The organism is Streptomyces sp. NPDC053076, from assembly GCF_044546845.1.
GTDB lineage: Bacteria > Actinomycetota > Actinomycetes > Streptomycetales > Streptomycetaceae > Streptomyces.
Map to the genome: position 1 here is coordinate 304,703 of NZ_JBITZL010000002.1, position 14,745 is coordinate 319,447.

12 protein-coding genes are annotated in these 14,745 nt (G+C 70.5%); 4 read left to right on the forward strand and 8 right to left on the reverse strand.

Annotated features, from left to right (window positions below; translation table 11 throughout):
- Positions 1-46 precede the first annotated feature (46 nt).
- The 6 genes from ACIGYR_RS08650 to ACIGYR_RS08675 all read right to left on the reverse strand — a co-directional run bounded on the left by ACIGYR_RS08650 (position 47) and on the right by ACIGYR_RS08675 (position 6,484).
- Positions 47-1,999, reverse strand: a complete 1,953-nt coding sequence (locus ACIGYR_RS08650; protein ID WP_399596215.1) for a substrate-binding domain-containing protein — start codon at positions 1,997-1,999, stop codon at positions 47-49.
- Positions 1,989-3,509 carry a sugar ABC transporter ATP-binding protein gene (locus ACIGYR_RS08655; protein WP_399596213.1) on the reverse strand — a complete coding sequence of 507 codons (1,521 nt, stop codon included), beginning with the start codon at positions 3,507-3,509 and terminating at the stop codon, positions 1,989-1,991. The genes ACIGYR_RS08650 and ACIGYR_RS08655 overlap by 11 nt, the downstream gene beginning before the upstream one ends.
- Positions 3,506-4,549, reverse strand: a complete 1,044-nt coding sequence (locus ACIGYR_RS08660) for a LacI family DNA-binding transcriptional regulator (RefSeq protein ID WP_399596212.1) — start codon at positions 4,547-4,549, stop codon at positions 3,506-3,508. The genes ACIGYR_RS08655 and ACIGYR_RS08660 overlap by 4 nt, the downstream gene beginning before the upstream one ends.
- Before the next feature lie 201 nt (positions 4,550-4,750).
- A complete protein-coding gene (locus tag ACIGYR_RS08665) occupies positions 4,751-5,368 on the reverse strand; it encodes a TOPRIM nucleotidyl transferase/hydrolase domain-containing protein (RefSeq protein WP_391845317.1) in 618 nt (205 codons plus the stop codon).
- 122 nt (positions 5,369-5,490) lie between these two features.
- Positions 5,491-5,799, reverse strand: a complete 309-nt coding sequence (locus tag ACIGYR_RS08670) for a hypothetical protein (protein ID WP_399596211.1) — start codon at positions 5,797-5,799, stop codon at positions 5,491-5,493.
- A gap of 274 nt (positions 5,800-6,073) precedes the next feature.
- Positions 6,074-6,484 carry an ATP-binding protein gene (locus ACIGYR_RS08675; protein ID WP_391845320.1) on the reverse strand — a complete coding sequence of 137 codons (411 nt, stop codon included), beginning with the start codon at positions 6,482-6,484 and terminating at the stop codon, positions 6,074-6,076.
- Positions 6,485-6,664: 180 nt separating this feature from the next.
- Here ACIGYR_RS08675 and ACIGYR_RS08680 point away from each other — a divergent pair, with 180 nt between their 5' ends.
- From ACIGYR_RS08680 to ACIGYR_RS08695, 4 genes are all read left to right on the forward strand, one after another.
- Positions 6,665-7,501, forward strand: a complete 837-nt coding sequence (locus tag ACIGYR_RS08680; RefSeq protein ID WP_399596209.1) for a helix-turn-helix domain-containing protein — start codon at positions 6,665-6,667, stop codon at positions 7,499-7,501.
- A 7-nt stretch (positions 7,502-7,508) separates the two neighbouring features.
- Complete coding sequence (locus tag ACIGYR_RS08685; protein WP_399596535.1) at positions 7,509-7,727, forward strand: DUF397 domain-containing protein; 219 nt, start codon at positions 7,509-7,511, stop codon at positions 7,725-7,727.
- Positions 7,728-7,772: 45 nt separating this feature from the next.
- Entirely contained in the window at positions 7,773-10,091 is a 2,319-nt protein-coding gene (locus ACIGYR_RS08690) for an ATP-dependent RecD-like DNA helicase (protein ID WP_399596208.1), read from the forward strand.
- Positions 10,092-10,224: 133 nt separating this feature from the next.
- A complete protein-coding gene (locus ACIGYR_RS08695; RefSeq protein ID WP_391845323.1) occupies positions 10,225-11,514 on the forward strand; it encodes a citrate synthase in 1,290 nt (429 codons plus the stop codon).
- Positions 11,515-12,143: 629 nt separating this feature from the next.
- On the opposite strand, the gene ACIGYR_RS08700 is transcribed toward ACIGYR_RS08695, so the two are convergent.
- Positions 12,144-14,396: a heavy metal translocating P-type ATPase gene (locus tag ACIGYR_RS08700; protein ID WP_399596207.1), complete on the reverse strand. Its 2,253-nt coding sequence runs from the start codon at positions 14,394-14,396 to the stop codon at positions 12,144-12,146.
- Positions 14,397-14,482: 86 nt separating this feature from the next.
- Positions 14,483-14,722 carry a heavy-metal-associated domain-containing protein gene (locus ACIGYR_RS08705; protein ID WP_399596205.1) on the reverse strand — a complete coding sequence of 80 codons (240 nt, stop codon included), beginning with the start codon at positions 14,720-14,722 and terminating at the stop codon, positions 14,483-14,485.
- Positions 14,723-14,745 lie beyond the last annotated feature (23 nt).

The window sequence follows — 14,745 nt, forward strand, 5'->3', positions numbered from 1 at the left end:
GCCGCCCCCGAAAGCCCTCCGGAGGCCGCCCGCCCGTGCGTCCGTGTCAGCCGCTGAAGCCGGCCACGTTGTCCTTCGTGACCACCTTCACCGGCACCTTCACCGTCGGCGCCACCTTCTCGCCCCTGACCGCCTTCAGGGCGTTGTCCACGGCGATCCTGCCCAGCTGCGTGGGCTGCTGGGCGACCGACGCGTACAGCGTGCCGTCCTTGACCGCCGTCAGTCCGTCCGGGGTGCCGTCGAAGCCGACGACCTGCACGGACTTGCCGGCCCTTGAGCCGAGCGCCTTGATCGCGCCGAGGGCCATCTCGTCGTTGGCGGCGATGACGCCCTGCACGTCCGGGTGGGCCTGGAGCAGGTTCGACATCACGTCGAGGCCCTTGGTGCGGTCGAAGTCGGCGGGCTGCTGGGCCAGCACCCGGATACCCGGGTACGCCTTGAGGCCCCGGGCGAACCCGGCCGCCCGCTCCCGGGCCGCCGACGTGCCCGCCTGCCCCTGCAGGATGACGATCCTGCCCGAGCCGCCGAGCTTCTCGGCGACGGTCTTCGCGGCCAGCTCACCCCCGGCGACGTTGTCGGAGGCCACCAGGGTGTCCACCGACGCCTTGTTGACGCCCCGGTCGACGGCGACGACCGGGATCTCGGCCTGGTCGGCGGCCTTCACGGAGTTGCCCGCCGCGTCCGAGTCCACCGGGTTGACGATGATCGCGCCCAGGTTCGAACTCGTGAAGTTCTGCAACTGGTTGGCCTGCTGGGAGGCGTCGTTCTGGGCGTCCGTGACGGTCAGGTCCACGCCCAGCCGCTTCGCCTCGGCCTGGGCACCCGCCCGGATCTGCACGAAGAAGGGGTTGTTGAGCGTGGACAGGGACAGCCCCATCCTCGGGTTCGTGGACGAGGAGGTACCGCCGTGCAGGAAGGAGGTGGCGCCGACGACGGCGACCGTGACCACGGCGGCGAGCACATAGGTCGCCGCCTGCTTGCGCTTGTTCCCGCCACCCGTGCCGGCGGCCAGGGGAGTCGCCCCCGCCTTGCGGCGCACGGTGTCCAGCAGCACCGCCAGCGCGATCACGACACCGATCACGACCTGCTGCCAGAACGCCGACACCGACAGCAGGTTCAGGCCGTTGCGCAGCACCGCCAGGATCAGCGCGCCGATCAGCGTGCCGGACGCCTTTCCGGTGCCGCCCGCCAGCGAGGCGCCGCCGATGACGACCGCGGCGATCGCGTCCAGTTCGTAGCCGTCGGCGGCCTGCGGCTGCGCCGAGGACAGCCGGGCGGCCAGCACGACGCCCGCCACCGCGGCGAACACCCCGGACAGGGCGTAGATCGCGAGCTTCTGCCGCTGCACGCGCAGACCCGACAGCCGCGCGGCCTCCTCGTTGCCGCCGATCGCGTACATGGACCGGCCGATGTAGGTCCGCCCGAGCACGAACGCGGCGAGCAGCCCCATCACCACCATGACCAGCACCGGTACCGGCAGCCAGCCGCCGAGGGTGTCCCCGAGGTGCGAGACGGAGCCGGGGAAGGCGATGGGGGAGCCCTTCGAGATCACCAGGGCCAGACCGCGGCCCACCGACAGCAGGGCCAGTGTCGCGATGAACGGCGGCAGCTTGCCGTAGGCGATGAGGAAACCGTTCACCAGTCCGGCCGCGATGCCGGTGGCCAGGGCGAGGACGACCGCCAGGGCGACCGGCACGCCGTGCTGGGTGGCGCTCCAGGCCAGCATGGTCGCCGACAGCGCGGCCACCGAGCCGACCGACAGGTCGATGCCCGCCGAGACGATCACGAAGGTCACACCGAAGGCGAGGATCGCCGTCACGGCCGCCTGGACGCCGATGTTGAGCAGGTTGTCCGTCGTCAGGAAGTCGCCCGACAGCGCCGACAGCGCGATGACGAGGACGATCAGCGCGGTGAGGGCGCCGTTGTCGAGGAGCAGCCGGCGCAGGGCCCCGGGGGCGCCACTCGCGCCCGCCCTGCCCTTGAGCGTGTCAGTGGCCACGGGGGGCCTCCTTCTCGGTGGTGGGGGTGCTGACGGCGAGGGACATCACCGCGTCCTGCGTGGCCTCGTCGGCCGTGAGTTCACCGGCGATCCGGCCCTGGGCCATCACCAGCACCCGGTCGCTCATGCCGAGCACCTCCGGGAGATCGCTGGAGATCATCAGTACGGCGGCCCCGGCGGCGGTCAGTTCGTTGATCAACTGGTAGATCTCGACCTTGGCGCCGACGTCGATCCCGCGGGTCGGCTCGTCCAGGATCAGCACCTTGGAGTCGGCCAGCAGCCACTTGCCGATGACGACCTTCTGCTGGTTGCCGCCGGACAGGGTCCGCACGTGCTGCCCGAGGCCCGCCATGCGGACCCCCAGCTGTCCGGCCATCCGCTCGGCCGCCGAGTACTGCGCCCCGCGGTCCACGATCCCGGCCCGGGTCGCCGACCGCAGCGTCACCAGACCCAGGTTCTCCGCGACGGAGGCGTCCAGCACGAGCCCCTGGCCCTTGCGGTCCTCCGGGACGAGCCCGATCCCGGCGGCCATGGCGGCGTTCACGTCATGGCGCTTGAGCCGGGATCCGGAGACCCGCACGACACCGTCGTCGTAGGGGTCCGCACCGAACACGGCCCGTACGACCTCCGTCCGCCCGGCCCCCACGAGCCCCGCGATGCCGACCACCTCACCGGCGTGCACGTCGAAACTCACGTCGTGGAAGACCCCGTCGCGGGTGAGCCCCTCGACGCTGAGCAGTGCGGCGCCCTTCTCGGGCCGCTCCCGCGGGTACTGCTGTTCGATGGACCGTCCCACCATCAGCCGTACGAGGTCGGCCTCGGGCGTGGCGGCGGGCACCTGTCCGACGCTGCGGCCGTCCCGGATGACGGTGACCCGGTCCCCCAGGGCGGCGATCTCCTCCAGATGATGGGTGATGAAGACGATCCCCACGCCGTCCGCGCGCAGCGACCGCACGATGGCGAAGAGCCTCTCCACCTCCTCCGAGGTGAGCACGGCGGTCGGCTCGTCCATGATGAGCACGCGCGCGTCCAGGCTGAGCGCCTTGGCGATCTCGACCATCTGGAGGCGGGCGATGCCGAGTTCCCGCACGCGCGCGCGTGGCGAGACACTGACCCCGACGCGCTTGAGCAGGGTCTCGGCCTCGGCCTCCATCCGCTTCCGGTCGATCATCCCGAACCGGCGCGGCTGGCGCCCCAGGAAGATGTTCTCGGCGACGGTCAGGTCCGGCACCAGGTTGAACTCCTGGTAGATGGTGGCGATCCCGAGCCGCTCGGCGTCCTGGGCGCCGTGGATGCGCACCTCCCGGCCGCCGACAAGGATCCGCCCGGAGTCGGGCGTATGGGCACCGGAGAGCGTCTTGATGAGCGTGCTCTTGCCGGCGCCGTTCTCACCGAGCAGCACATGGACCTCGCCCCGGCGCAGAGCGAAGTCGACGCCGTCGAGCGCGACCACGCCGGGGAAGGTCTTGCGTATGCCCTCGATGCGCAGCAACTCGTCCGGGTCGCTCACGACGTGCTCCTTTGCACTGGGGAGGGGGACTGGGTGGGGAACGGGGCGGCCGGCTCTCCGCACGAGCGGCGCACGACGAGCCGGGCGGGCAGCGTGACGGAGCGCGGGGTACGCCCCTCGATCCGGTCCACCAGGGCCCGTACGGCGGCCCGTCCCAGCTCACCGGTGGGCTGGGCGATCGCGGTGACGGGTGGATCGGTGTGCACGAACCAGGGGATGTCGTCGAACGCGGCCAGCGCCATGCCGTCGGGCACGCGCAGCCCACGCGCGCGTACGGCGTCCAGCGCGCCGAGCGCCATCAGGTTGTCGGCCGCGAAGACGACCTCGGGCGGCTCCGGCAGGTCCAGGAACCCCTCGGTGACCCGCCGCCCGCTCTCCGCCTGGAAATCGCCCTGGCCCGTGTAGGCGTCCGGGAGCGGAAGCCCGTGCTCGGCCAGGGCGGCCCGGAACGCCTCGACACGCTCGCTGCCGGTGGTGGTGGCGGCGGGTCCCGCGATGATGGCGAGCCGCCGGTGCCCCAGCCGGTACAGGTGCGCCACGAGGTCCCGTACGGCCGCCCGTCCGTCGGACCGTACGACCGGCACGTCCACTCCGGGGATCCACCGGTCCACGAACACCATCGGGGTGCCCCCGCGCGCGGCGTCCAGCATGAGCGGTGAGCCGCCGTCGGTCGGTGACACGAGCAGCCCGTCGATCCGCCGGTCGAGCAGGTTGCGCACGTGGTGGTCCTGCAACTCGGGCCGCTCGTCGGCGTTGCCGATGATCACGCTGTAGCCGAGCGCCCGGGCCTCCTCCTCGACGAAGCGGGCCAGTTCGGTGAAGTACGGGTTCATCACGTCGCTGATGACCAGGCCGAGGGTGTGGGTCTGGTCGGTACGCAGGGACCGGGCGACGGCGTTGGGGCGGTACCCCAGGGCGGCCACGGCGGCCAGCACGCGCGTGCGTGCGTCGGCGCTGACGGACGGGTGCTCGTTCAGCACCCGCGACACGGTGGCCACGGACACCCCCGCAGCGGCAGCGACGTCCTTGATGCTCGCCATGGTCGGCCCCACCTCCTCGTGGGTTCATGGAATCGATTACACGATCGCTTCAGAAGAGGATTGGAATCGATTACACGTCGATCGGCAACCCCCTGCCCCCATCCCGAAACCGGATCGTGACCGGCGCTGGAGGGTCCGGGCCGCCGCCGAGCGGGGTGGGTGGCATGCCCGCGCCAATCGACGGGGTGGCGGTGACGGCGGTCAGAGGCCGGCGAGCAGCCCGTCGAGCGGAGCGGGCACACGGTCGGGCTCGAGCGCTTCGACGAGGACGCGGCCGTACCGGATCTTGCGCCCCTTCTTCGTGCCCAGGAAACGCCGCAACTGCTGCTGCGTGGTACGGCCCCGCTGCGCGGGCTGGCGCAGGAAGGTCTGCAGGGCGCGCAGGTCACCCTCGGCCCGGACCAGCTCCGCCACCCGCGCCACACCCAGCGCGCGGATCAGCTCGTCCTCCAGATCCGCCGCGCAGACGAAGAACCCCTGCGGTGCCGCACCGGCCCGCTCCCAGCCGCGAGCGTAGTAGCGGCGCTCCGCTTCGTCGCACAGGCCCGTGAGGCGGAGGCCCAGACCGGAGGCACCGAGGAGAGGGGCGAAGCGCCCGACGCTCATCGCCCCGCCCATCGACAGGACGCAGACTCCCTCGGCCTCCAGGTCGCGTCCGCGGCGCGCGGCCAGCGCGCCGACCGCCGCGACGTCGCTCGGCCCTTCGAGCAGGACGGCCGTCCGGACGGACAGCCGCGCGGCCGACTCGCGCGCGGGGCCGCCGGGCCCACCGGCCGCCCACGCGGTGACCGCCTCCCGGAACGCCCCCATGCCGTCCATGAGCCGAGTCTGCCGCCGACTCGGGGCATCACGGTAGGGATTTTCCGCGTCGGCGGGCCGGAAAAGCGTGCGGCGCCGCCCGTCCCCTAACGGGACGGGCGGCGCCGCGGCGAGCCGGAGACCTAGCCGGGGAACGGCTTGCTCGCTTCGTCCTCGGCCTTGACGCACGCGTCGAGCCTCTTCTGGACGGCGGCCGCGTCGGCGAGCGCCTTCCTGGCCGCCGCGGTCTCGCCTAGCTGCTTCAGCTTCGCGGCCTTGCTCTTGAGGTTGGCGATCTGCTGACGCATCTGGCCCTGGTCACACGTGACGGTGGCCCTGGCCGAGACCGCGACCTGGCCGGCCGCCGGGGCGGCGTGAGCGGGCACCGACGTGAGGAGGAAGCCGCCGGCGATGGCCGCGGAGACGGCGAGGGCGGAAAAGCGCTTGGTCATGAGGAGATTCCCCCAGGTAGAGCTTGAGTTGGTCGCAAGGGAGCGTACGAAGTCCTCTGTACTGGCCGGTAACCGCCCCCGCCGCCCTTGCGGCTCGTACACAAGATCGGCGCCACGTCCACACGTCGGCATCCTGCGGCCACTCGCTCATGTCCGCCGGACGGCTCCACGGCGTCCGCGGCGTGTACGGCCCGTCGGTCCGTGACCTCCAGCCGGTCGGGGTCCGTGCGGGCGTTCATCCCTTCCCCGACGGCGTCGGGCACGTCGGCCGCCGTCACGCCGCCGCCAGCTCGCACCACACGTACTTCCCCCGGTCCCCGAACCGTGCCGAGGGCTGCCAGCCCCAGTACTCCGCGCAGGCCACGACGAGTCCCAGCCCCCGTCCGTCCTCCACCTCCGCCACCTGCCCCAACGGCCGTGGCGGTGGCGGCGGTTCGGGGTCGGTGTCCCACGCCCCGATCCACACCGGCCCCTGCGGCGACCGCCGCACCCGCAGTGCCGCCGGTCCCTTGGTGTGCCGTACGGCGTTGGAGACCAGCTCCGCCGCGAGCAGCTCCGCCGTGTCCGCGAGGCCGGGCAGCCCGTGCGCCGTCAGGATCGCGCGCAAGGTGCGGCGGCAGACCGGCACCGCTCTGAGGTCGTTGGGGATGTAGAGCGTGTAGTCCCACGTCTCGTTCTCGGGCATGCGTCATCAACTCCGGTCGGTGAGAGAGGATTCCGCGCGCGGTGGCATTGCCGCGGCCGTCCGGGCAGGACGGCGCGGTGCGCTTCCGCTGCGTGTGCGTCGCGTCACCGACGGTAGGGGTAACGTGTAACCCGTAGCAAGCTGATCGCGTGAACCGCCCCCGAAAGTGGAGGAGCAGCCATGGTGCAGAGGCGCGAACCAACAGCACGTCAGGTGCGTCTGGGTACCGAATTGCGCAGGCTCCGTGAAGCGGCCGGGCTCACCGCTGTGCAGGCGGCGGCCCTACTGGGGGCGAACAGGGTTCAGATCAGCCACATCGAAGCGGGACTCACTGGGGTGAGCGAGGAGCGACTGCGTCGGCTGGCTTCCCATTACGCCTGCACGGACGCCGAGTTCATCGACGCCCTCGTAGCCATCGCCACGGACCGGACACGCGGCTGGTGGGAAGAGTACCGAGGTCTGCTGCCCACATCGTTCCTGGATCTCGCCGAGATGGAACACCACGCCACGCACGTGTACGAGGTGGCGATCCTGTACGTCCCGGGCATGTTGCAGACGGAGGACTACGCCCGCGCGGTCTTCTCCTCGCGGGTCCCGGAACTCACACCTGGCGAACTGGAGTTGCGCGTGCGCCACCGTCTGAGCCGCCAACAGGCCACCGTTGGCTATGAAGTGGTCATCCACGAGGCAGCGCTGCGGATCAGGGTCGGCGACCGCCCGGCGTCACAAGCGCAACTGGTCCGCCTTCTGGACCTCTCCGAGGCCGACCACATCACTCTGCGTGTCATCCCCTTCGACCTGGACGGCTTCAACAGGGCCTCGGGCACCATGACATACATGAGCGGCACCCTGCCGAAGCTGGACACGGTGGTGCGGGACGCACCGCATGGCTCGGTCTTCGTCGATTCCGAAGCCCAGCTGACCGCCTATCGAACGCGCTTCCGTAAGCTGGAGGCAGTCTCACTCGACCCCGACCGGTCTCGCGACTTCATCCACGGGCTGGCGAAGGAGCTGTGAATTGCCCATGATCCCCCCCGGCCACTGGCGGAAGTCGTCCTACTCGGGCGAGGGCGACGGCAACGCCTGCGTAGAGATCGCGACCTCCACCACCCGGATAGCCGTCCGCGACTCGAAGACCCCCGCCCGAGCCACCCTCACCTTCGCCGCCCCCGCCTTCACCACCTTCCTCGAAGCCCTCAAGGAGCATCCCCGCCGCCGGCCCGCGCGCGCGGACTCCCTCTGACAGGGGCCCGTACCCGTTGTCGGACCCCACCGGTACCGTCGGATCATGGACCGACAGGCGGGGAACTCCGCGGGCGAACGGCGTCTCGCCGTGCTCGAAGGCGTCCTGGAGCGGATCACGTACGCCAACGAGGAGAACGGCTACACGGTCGCCCGCGTCGACACCGGCAGAGGCGCCGGGGACCTTCTCACGGTCGTCGGCGCGCTGCTCGGCGCCCAGGTGGGGGAGTCCCTGCGGATGGAGGGCCGCTGGGGGTCCCACCCCCAGTACGGCAAGCAGTTCCACGTCGAGAACTACACCACCCTCCTGCCCGCCACCGTCCAGGGCATCCGGCGTTATCTGGGGTCCGGTCTGGTCAAGGGGATCGGACCGGTCTTCGCCGACCGGATCACCCAGCACTTCGGCCTGGACACCCTCCGGGTCATCGAGGAGGAGCCCGAGCGGCTGATCGAGGTGCCGGGGCTCGGGCCGAAGCGCACCAGGAAGATCGCCGACGCGTGGGAGGAACAGAAGGCGATCAAGGAGGTCATGCTGTTCCTCCAGACCGTCGAGGTGTCCACGTCCATCGCCGTGCGGATCTACAAGAAGTACGGCGACGCGTCGATCTCCGTCGTGAAGGAGCAGCCCTACCGGCTCGCCGCCGACGTCTGGGGCATCGGCTTCCTCACCGCCGACAAGATCGCCCAGTCGGTCGGCATCCCGCACGACAGCCCCGAGCGCGTGAAGGCCGGCCTGCAGTACGCGCTGTCGCAGTCCGCCGATCAGGGACACTGCTTCCTGCCGGAGGAGCGGCTGATCGCCGATGCCGTCAAGCTCCTCCAGGTCGACACCGGGCTGGTCATCGAGTGTCTCGCCGAGCTGTCCGAGATCCCGGCGGAGGGGGCCGACCCGGGGGTCGTACGGGAGAAGGTGCCCGGCCCCGACGGTGACTCGGAGCCCGTCAGCGCCGTCTATCTCGTGCCCTTCCACCGCGCCGAACTGTCCCTGGCCGGTCAGCTGCTGCGGCTGCTGCGGACGGACCAGGACCGGATGCCGGGCTTCCGGGACGTGGACTGGGACAAGGCCCTCAGCTGGCTGAGATCGCGCACCGGGGCCGACCTCGCGCCCGAGCAGGAGGCGGCCGTCAGGCTGGCGCTGACCGAGAAGGTCGCCGTGCTGACCGGCGGGCCGGGGTGCGGCAAGTCGTTCACCGTGCGCTCGATCGTGGAGCTGGCCCGGGCCAGGCGGGCCAAGGTGCTGCTGGCCGCCCCGACCGGCCGCGCGGCCAAGCGGCTGTCCGAGCTGACCGGCGCCGAGGCGTCCACCGTCCACCGGCTGCTGGAGCTCAAGCCCGGCGGGGACGCCGCCTATGACCGGGACCGGCCGCTCGACGCCGACCTGGTGGTCGTGGACGAGGCGTCGATGCTGGACCTGCTGCTGGCCAACAAGCTGGTGAAGGCCGTACCGCCGGGGGCCCGTCTGCTGTTCGTGGGGGACGTCGACCAGCTGCCCAGCGTGGGCGCCGGGGAGGTGCTGCGGGACCTGCTCGCCGAGGGGAGCCCCGTCCCGGCCGTCCGGCTCACCCGGGTCTTCCGCCAGGCCCAGCAGTCCGGCGTGGTCACCAACGCGCACCGGATCAACGCGGGACAACATCCGCTCACCGACGGCCTGAAGGACTTCTTCCTCTTCGTCGAGGACGACACCGAGGCCGCCGGCCGGCTGACCGTCGATGTGGCCGCGCGGCGGATCCCGGCCAAGTTCGGGCTGGATCCGCGTCGGGACGTCCAGGTGCTCGCGCCGATGCACCGGGGACCGGCCGGCGCGGGCGCGCTCAACGGACTGCTCCAACAGGCCATCACGCCCGGGCGCCCCGATCTGCCGGAGAAGCGGTTCGGCGGCCGGGTCTTCCGGGTCGGCGACAAGGTCACCCAGATTCGCAACAATTACGAGAAGGGCAAGAACGGTGTCTTCAACGGCACCGTGGGCGTCGTCACCTCGCTCGACCCGGACGACCAGCGGCTGACGGTGCTGACGGACGAGGACGAGGAGGTTCCGTACGAATTCGACGAACTGGACGAACTGGCCCACGCGTACGCGGTGACCATCCACCGTTCGCAGGGGAGCGAATATCCCGCCGTGGTGATTCCGGTCACCACCGGGGCATGGATGATGCTCCAGCGGAACCTGCTGTACACGGCGGTCACCCGGGCCCGACGGCTGGTCGTCCTCGTCGGTTCACGCAAGGCGATCGGGCAGGCGGTGCGCACGGTGTCGGCCGGACGGCGCTGCACGGCCCTCGACTTCAGGCTCGGCAAAAATGATCGATCAAACGAGTCGGGAAGGTCACAGAGCATTTCCAGATGGCCCTCCGAGGGGGCAGGATGAGCAGGTTGACGGCACTGAGTGCCGCCAATAGGCCCAATGGTCGACCCCGAGTGCACTCTCCTGAGCCAAATGGGGGATGGTAGAGACAGTCAGGGCACCTCGAAGATGAGGCACTACGTCGGTGAGGGAAGACGTGAGCGACAACTCTGTAGTACTGCGGTACGGCGACGGCGAGTACACCTACCCGGTGGTCGACAGCACCGTCGGCGACAAGGGCTTCGACATCGGGAAGCTCCGCACCCAGACCGGTCTGGTGACGCTGGACAGCGGTTACGGCAACACGGCCGCCTATAAATCCGCTGTCACCTACCTCGACGGCGAGGCGGGCATCCTCCGCTACCGCGGCTACCCCATCGAGCAGCTGGCCGAGCGCTCCACCTTCCTCGAGGTGGCGTACCTGCTGATCAACGGTGAGCTTCCGACCGTCGACGAGCTGACGACGTTCAAGAACGACATCACGCGGCACACCCTGCTGCACGAGGACGTCAAGAACTTCTACAAGGGGTTCCCGCGCGACGCCCACCCGATGGCGATGCTGTCCTCGGTCGTCTCGGCGCTGTCCACCTTCTACCAGGACAGCCACAACCCGTTCGACGAGAAGCAGCGCGACCTCTCCACGATCCGGCTGCTCGCCAAGCTTCCGACGATCGCGGCGTACGCCTACAAGAAGTCGATCGGCCACCCGTTCGTCTACCCGCGCAACGACCTCGGCTACGTCGAGAACTTCCTGCGCATGACCTTCTCGGTCCCGGCGGACGAGTACGACCTGGACCCGGTCGTGGTGGCCGCGCTGGACAAGCTGCTGATCCTGCACGCCGATCACGAGCAGAACTGTTCGACCTCCACGGTCCGCCTGGTCGGCTCCTCGCAGGCCAACATGTTCGCGTCGATCTCGGCCGGCATCAGCGCCCTGTGGGGCCCGCTGCACGGCGGCGCCAACCAGTCCGTGCTGGAGATGCTCGAGGGCATCCGCGACTCCGGCTCCGACGTCGACACCTTCATCCGCAAGGTGAAGAACAAGGAGGACGGCGTCCGCCTGATGGGCTTCGGCCACCGGGTCTACAAGAACTTCGACCCGCGCGCCAAGATCATCAAGGCCGCCGCGCACGACGTGCTCTCCGCGCTGGGCAAGTCGGACGAGCTGCTCGACATCGCCCTGAAGCTGGAGGAGCACGCGCTCTCCGACGACTACTTCGTCGAGCGCAAGCTCTACCCGAACGTGGACTTCTACACCGGTCTGATCTACCGGGCCATGGGCTTCCCGACCGAGATGTTCACGGTCCTGTTCGCCCTGGGCCGGCTGCCGGGCTGGATCGCCCAGTGGACCGAGATGATCAAGGAGCCGGGTTCCCGCATCGGCCGCCCGCGCCAGATCTACACGGGCGTCGTCGAGCGCGACTTCGTTCCGGTCGAGGAGCGCTGAGCACACCGCGTACCAGGGCCTGCCCGGCAGGGCGGGTCCTGAGCCGGTGACGAAGAGGCGGAGAAAAGCGGAAGGCGCCCTGACGCCGGTCCCCCCACGGGCCGACGACCAGGGCGCCTTCCCATGTCCCGGTGCGGATTCCCCCCACGGGATCCGGCCGGGCGCTCGGAGAGGACAGCGCCTGAATTCGCTGTCTTGAGCACAACGAGCAGAACTCGCCGTGCTCCAGTGATGCGATGCGATCTGCCGGGACAACGCACGCTGGGAGGGCCGCTCAAAGCTTCCCGGTGTACGTGCCCCGGCAACGCTCCCCCAAGCTCTCCACTCCGTGGGAGCAGGGAGGTACCCCCATCTGAGGAAGTCCCCCAAGACATCCTCAGATGCCAGTCAGCGCCCCCCAAGACGCTGGTCTGACATCGCCAACTTAGACCTTCGAACCCCTTCGATGGTTACGTTCGCATCACTGTGATCTGCGTCTCTTGCATATGTCCCTTAGGTGCGCAAGAGCCCCGATATGGTGATCGGGGCCCAAGCGTAAGGATGATGCGCGAGCCTTGTGAAGAGCTTATGTGAGGCGCGCGTCGGACTCCAGGGGGACCGGGACATCGATCCGGGTAATTGCCTCCGGTTCACCGGAAGGCGCGCAGCCGCAGACTGTTGGTCACCACGAAGACCGAGGAGAAGGCCATCGCCGCTCCGGCGATCATCGGGTTGAGCAGTCCGGCGGCGGCCAGCGGCAGCGCGGCGACGTTGTATCCGAAGGCCCACACCAGATTGCCCTTGATGGTGGCCAGCGTCCGGCGGGACAGCCGGATCGCGTCCGCGGCCACCCGCAGGTCCCCGCGCACCAGCGTCAGATCGCCGGCCTCGATCGCCGCGTCCGTGCCCGTGCCCATGGCCAGGCCCAGATCGGCGGTGGCGAGCGCGGCGGCGTCGTTCACACCGTCGCCGACCATGGCCACGGACCGTCCCTCGCGTTGCAGCCGTCGTACGACCTCCACCTTGTCCTCGGGCAGCACCTCGGCGTACACGTGGTGCGAGTCGATGCCGACACTCTTCGCGACCGCCTCGGCGACCGTGCGGTTGTCCCCGGTGAGCAGCACCGGTGTCAGGCCGAGCCCGCGCAGTTCGCGGACCGCCTCGGCGCTGGTCTCCTTGACCGCGTCGGCGACCGCCAGCACCCCGCGGGCCCGTCCGTCCCAGCCCGCCACGACGGCCGTACGGCCCTGCCGCTCGGCCTCACGGGCTGCGCGGGCCACGTCCTGCGGCAGCTCGTCGTACAGGCGCCCCACGGCCACCTCACGGCCGTCCACGCGCCCGCGGACGCCGCGTCCGGGCACGTTCTCGAAGTGCTCGACCGGCGGCAGCTGCCCGGCGCGCTCCTCGGCGCCCGCGGCGATCGCACGGGCCACGGGATGCTCGGAGGCGTGCTCCAGGGCGCCCGCGAGCCGCAGCAGCTCCTTCTCGTCCTCGCCGTCGGCGGCGTACACCGTCTGGAGGCTCATCCGGCCGGTGGTGACGGTGCCGGTCTTGTCGAGCACGACCGTGTCCACGCGGCGCGTGGCCTCCAGGACCTCGGGGCCCTTGATCAGGATGCCGAGCTGGGCGCCGCGCCCGGTGCCGACCATCAGCGCGGTCGGCGTGGCGAGGCCCAGCGCGCAGGGGCAGGCGATGATCAGCACGGCGACGGCGGCCGTGAACGCGGCGACCGGGTCACCGGTGACGCCCAGCCAGGTGCCGAAGGTGCCGAGCGCGATGAGGATGACCACGGGGACGAAGACGGCGGAGATCCGGTCGGCGAGCCGCTGCACCTCGGCCTTGCCGTTCTGCGCGTCCTCCACCAGCTTCGCCATGCGGGCGAGCTGGGTGTCCGATCCGACCCGGGTGGCCTCCACGACCAGCCGGCCGCCCGCGTTGACCGTGGCACCGGTGACCCGGTCGCCCGGCCCGACGTCGACCGGCACCGACTCGCCGGTCAGCATGGACGCGTCGACCGCGCTGACGCCCTCCACCACCGTGCCGTCGGTGGCGATCTTCTCGCCGGGCCGTACGGCGAACCGGTCGCCGACGGCCAGGGACGACACCGGCACGCGTACCTCGCGGCCCTCCCGCAGCACCGCCACGTCCTTGGCGCCCAGCTCCATCAGGGCCTTCAGGGCGGCCCCGGCGCGCCGCTTGGAGCGGGCCTCCAGATAGCGGCCGAGCAGGATCAGGGCGACGACTCCGGCGGCGACCTCCAGGTAGATGGTGGAGGCGCCGTCCATGCGCGAGACGGTGAAGCGGAACTCGTCGTGCATGCCGGTCATGCCCGCGTCGCCGAGGAACAGGGCCCACAGCGACCAGCCGAACGCGGCCAGCGTGCCGACGGAGACGAGGGTGTCCATGGTGGCGGCGCCGTGCCGGAGGTTGGTCCAGGCGGCCCGGTGGAAGGGGGCGCCGCCCCAGACGACGACCGGTGCGGCGAGGGTGAGTGAGAGCCACTGCCAGTTGTCGAACTGGAGCGCGGGGATCATCGCGAGCAGGACCACGGGGGCGGCGAGCAGCGCGGAGACGAGCAGGCGGTGCCGGACGGCGCCCAGTTCGGAATCCCGTCCGGGGGGCTGTGCCTCCGCCTCGGGCGCGGGCTTGGGCGGCGCGGGTTCCTCGGCGGTGTAGCCCGTCTTCTCCACGGTGGCGATCAGGTCGGCGACCTGGACGCCGTCCGCGAAGGTGACCTTGGCCTTCTCGGTGGCGAAGTTGACGGTGGCGCTCACGCCGTCCATCCGGTTGAGCTTCTTCTCCACGCGGGCGGCGCAGGAGGCGCAGGTCATCCCGCCGATGAGCAGTTCGACCTGGTCGCCGTCGGCTGTCGCCGGCGCTGTCTTGGCTGTGGTGCTGGTCATGTCCGGACTCCAGACATCGGACCGGACCGTACGGATCCAGTATCAGCTGGTCGGCACGGCCCGGTCGGGAAAGGGAAGAGTCTTTCTCAGGCCCTGCCGGCCAGCTCGAAGCCGGCCTCGTCGACGGCGGCGCGCACGGCCTCGTCGTCCAGGGGGGTCTCGGAGACGACGGTCACCTCACCGGTCGACGCCACCGCCTTCACCGAGCTGACACCCGGGAGCTGGGAGAGCTCAGCGGAGACGGAACCCTCGCAGTGGCCGCAGCTCATGCCGGTGACCTTGTAGACGGTGGTGACGGAGCCCGGGGTGTCGGTCTGGGCGCTCATGTCGTTACTCCTCGTCGAGGCGT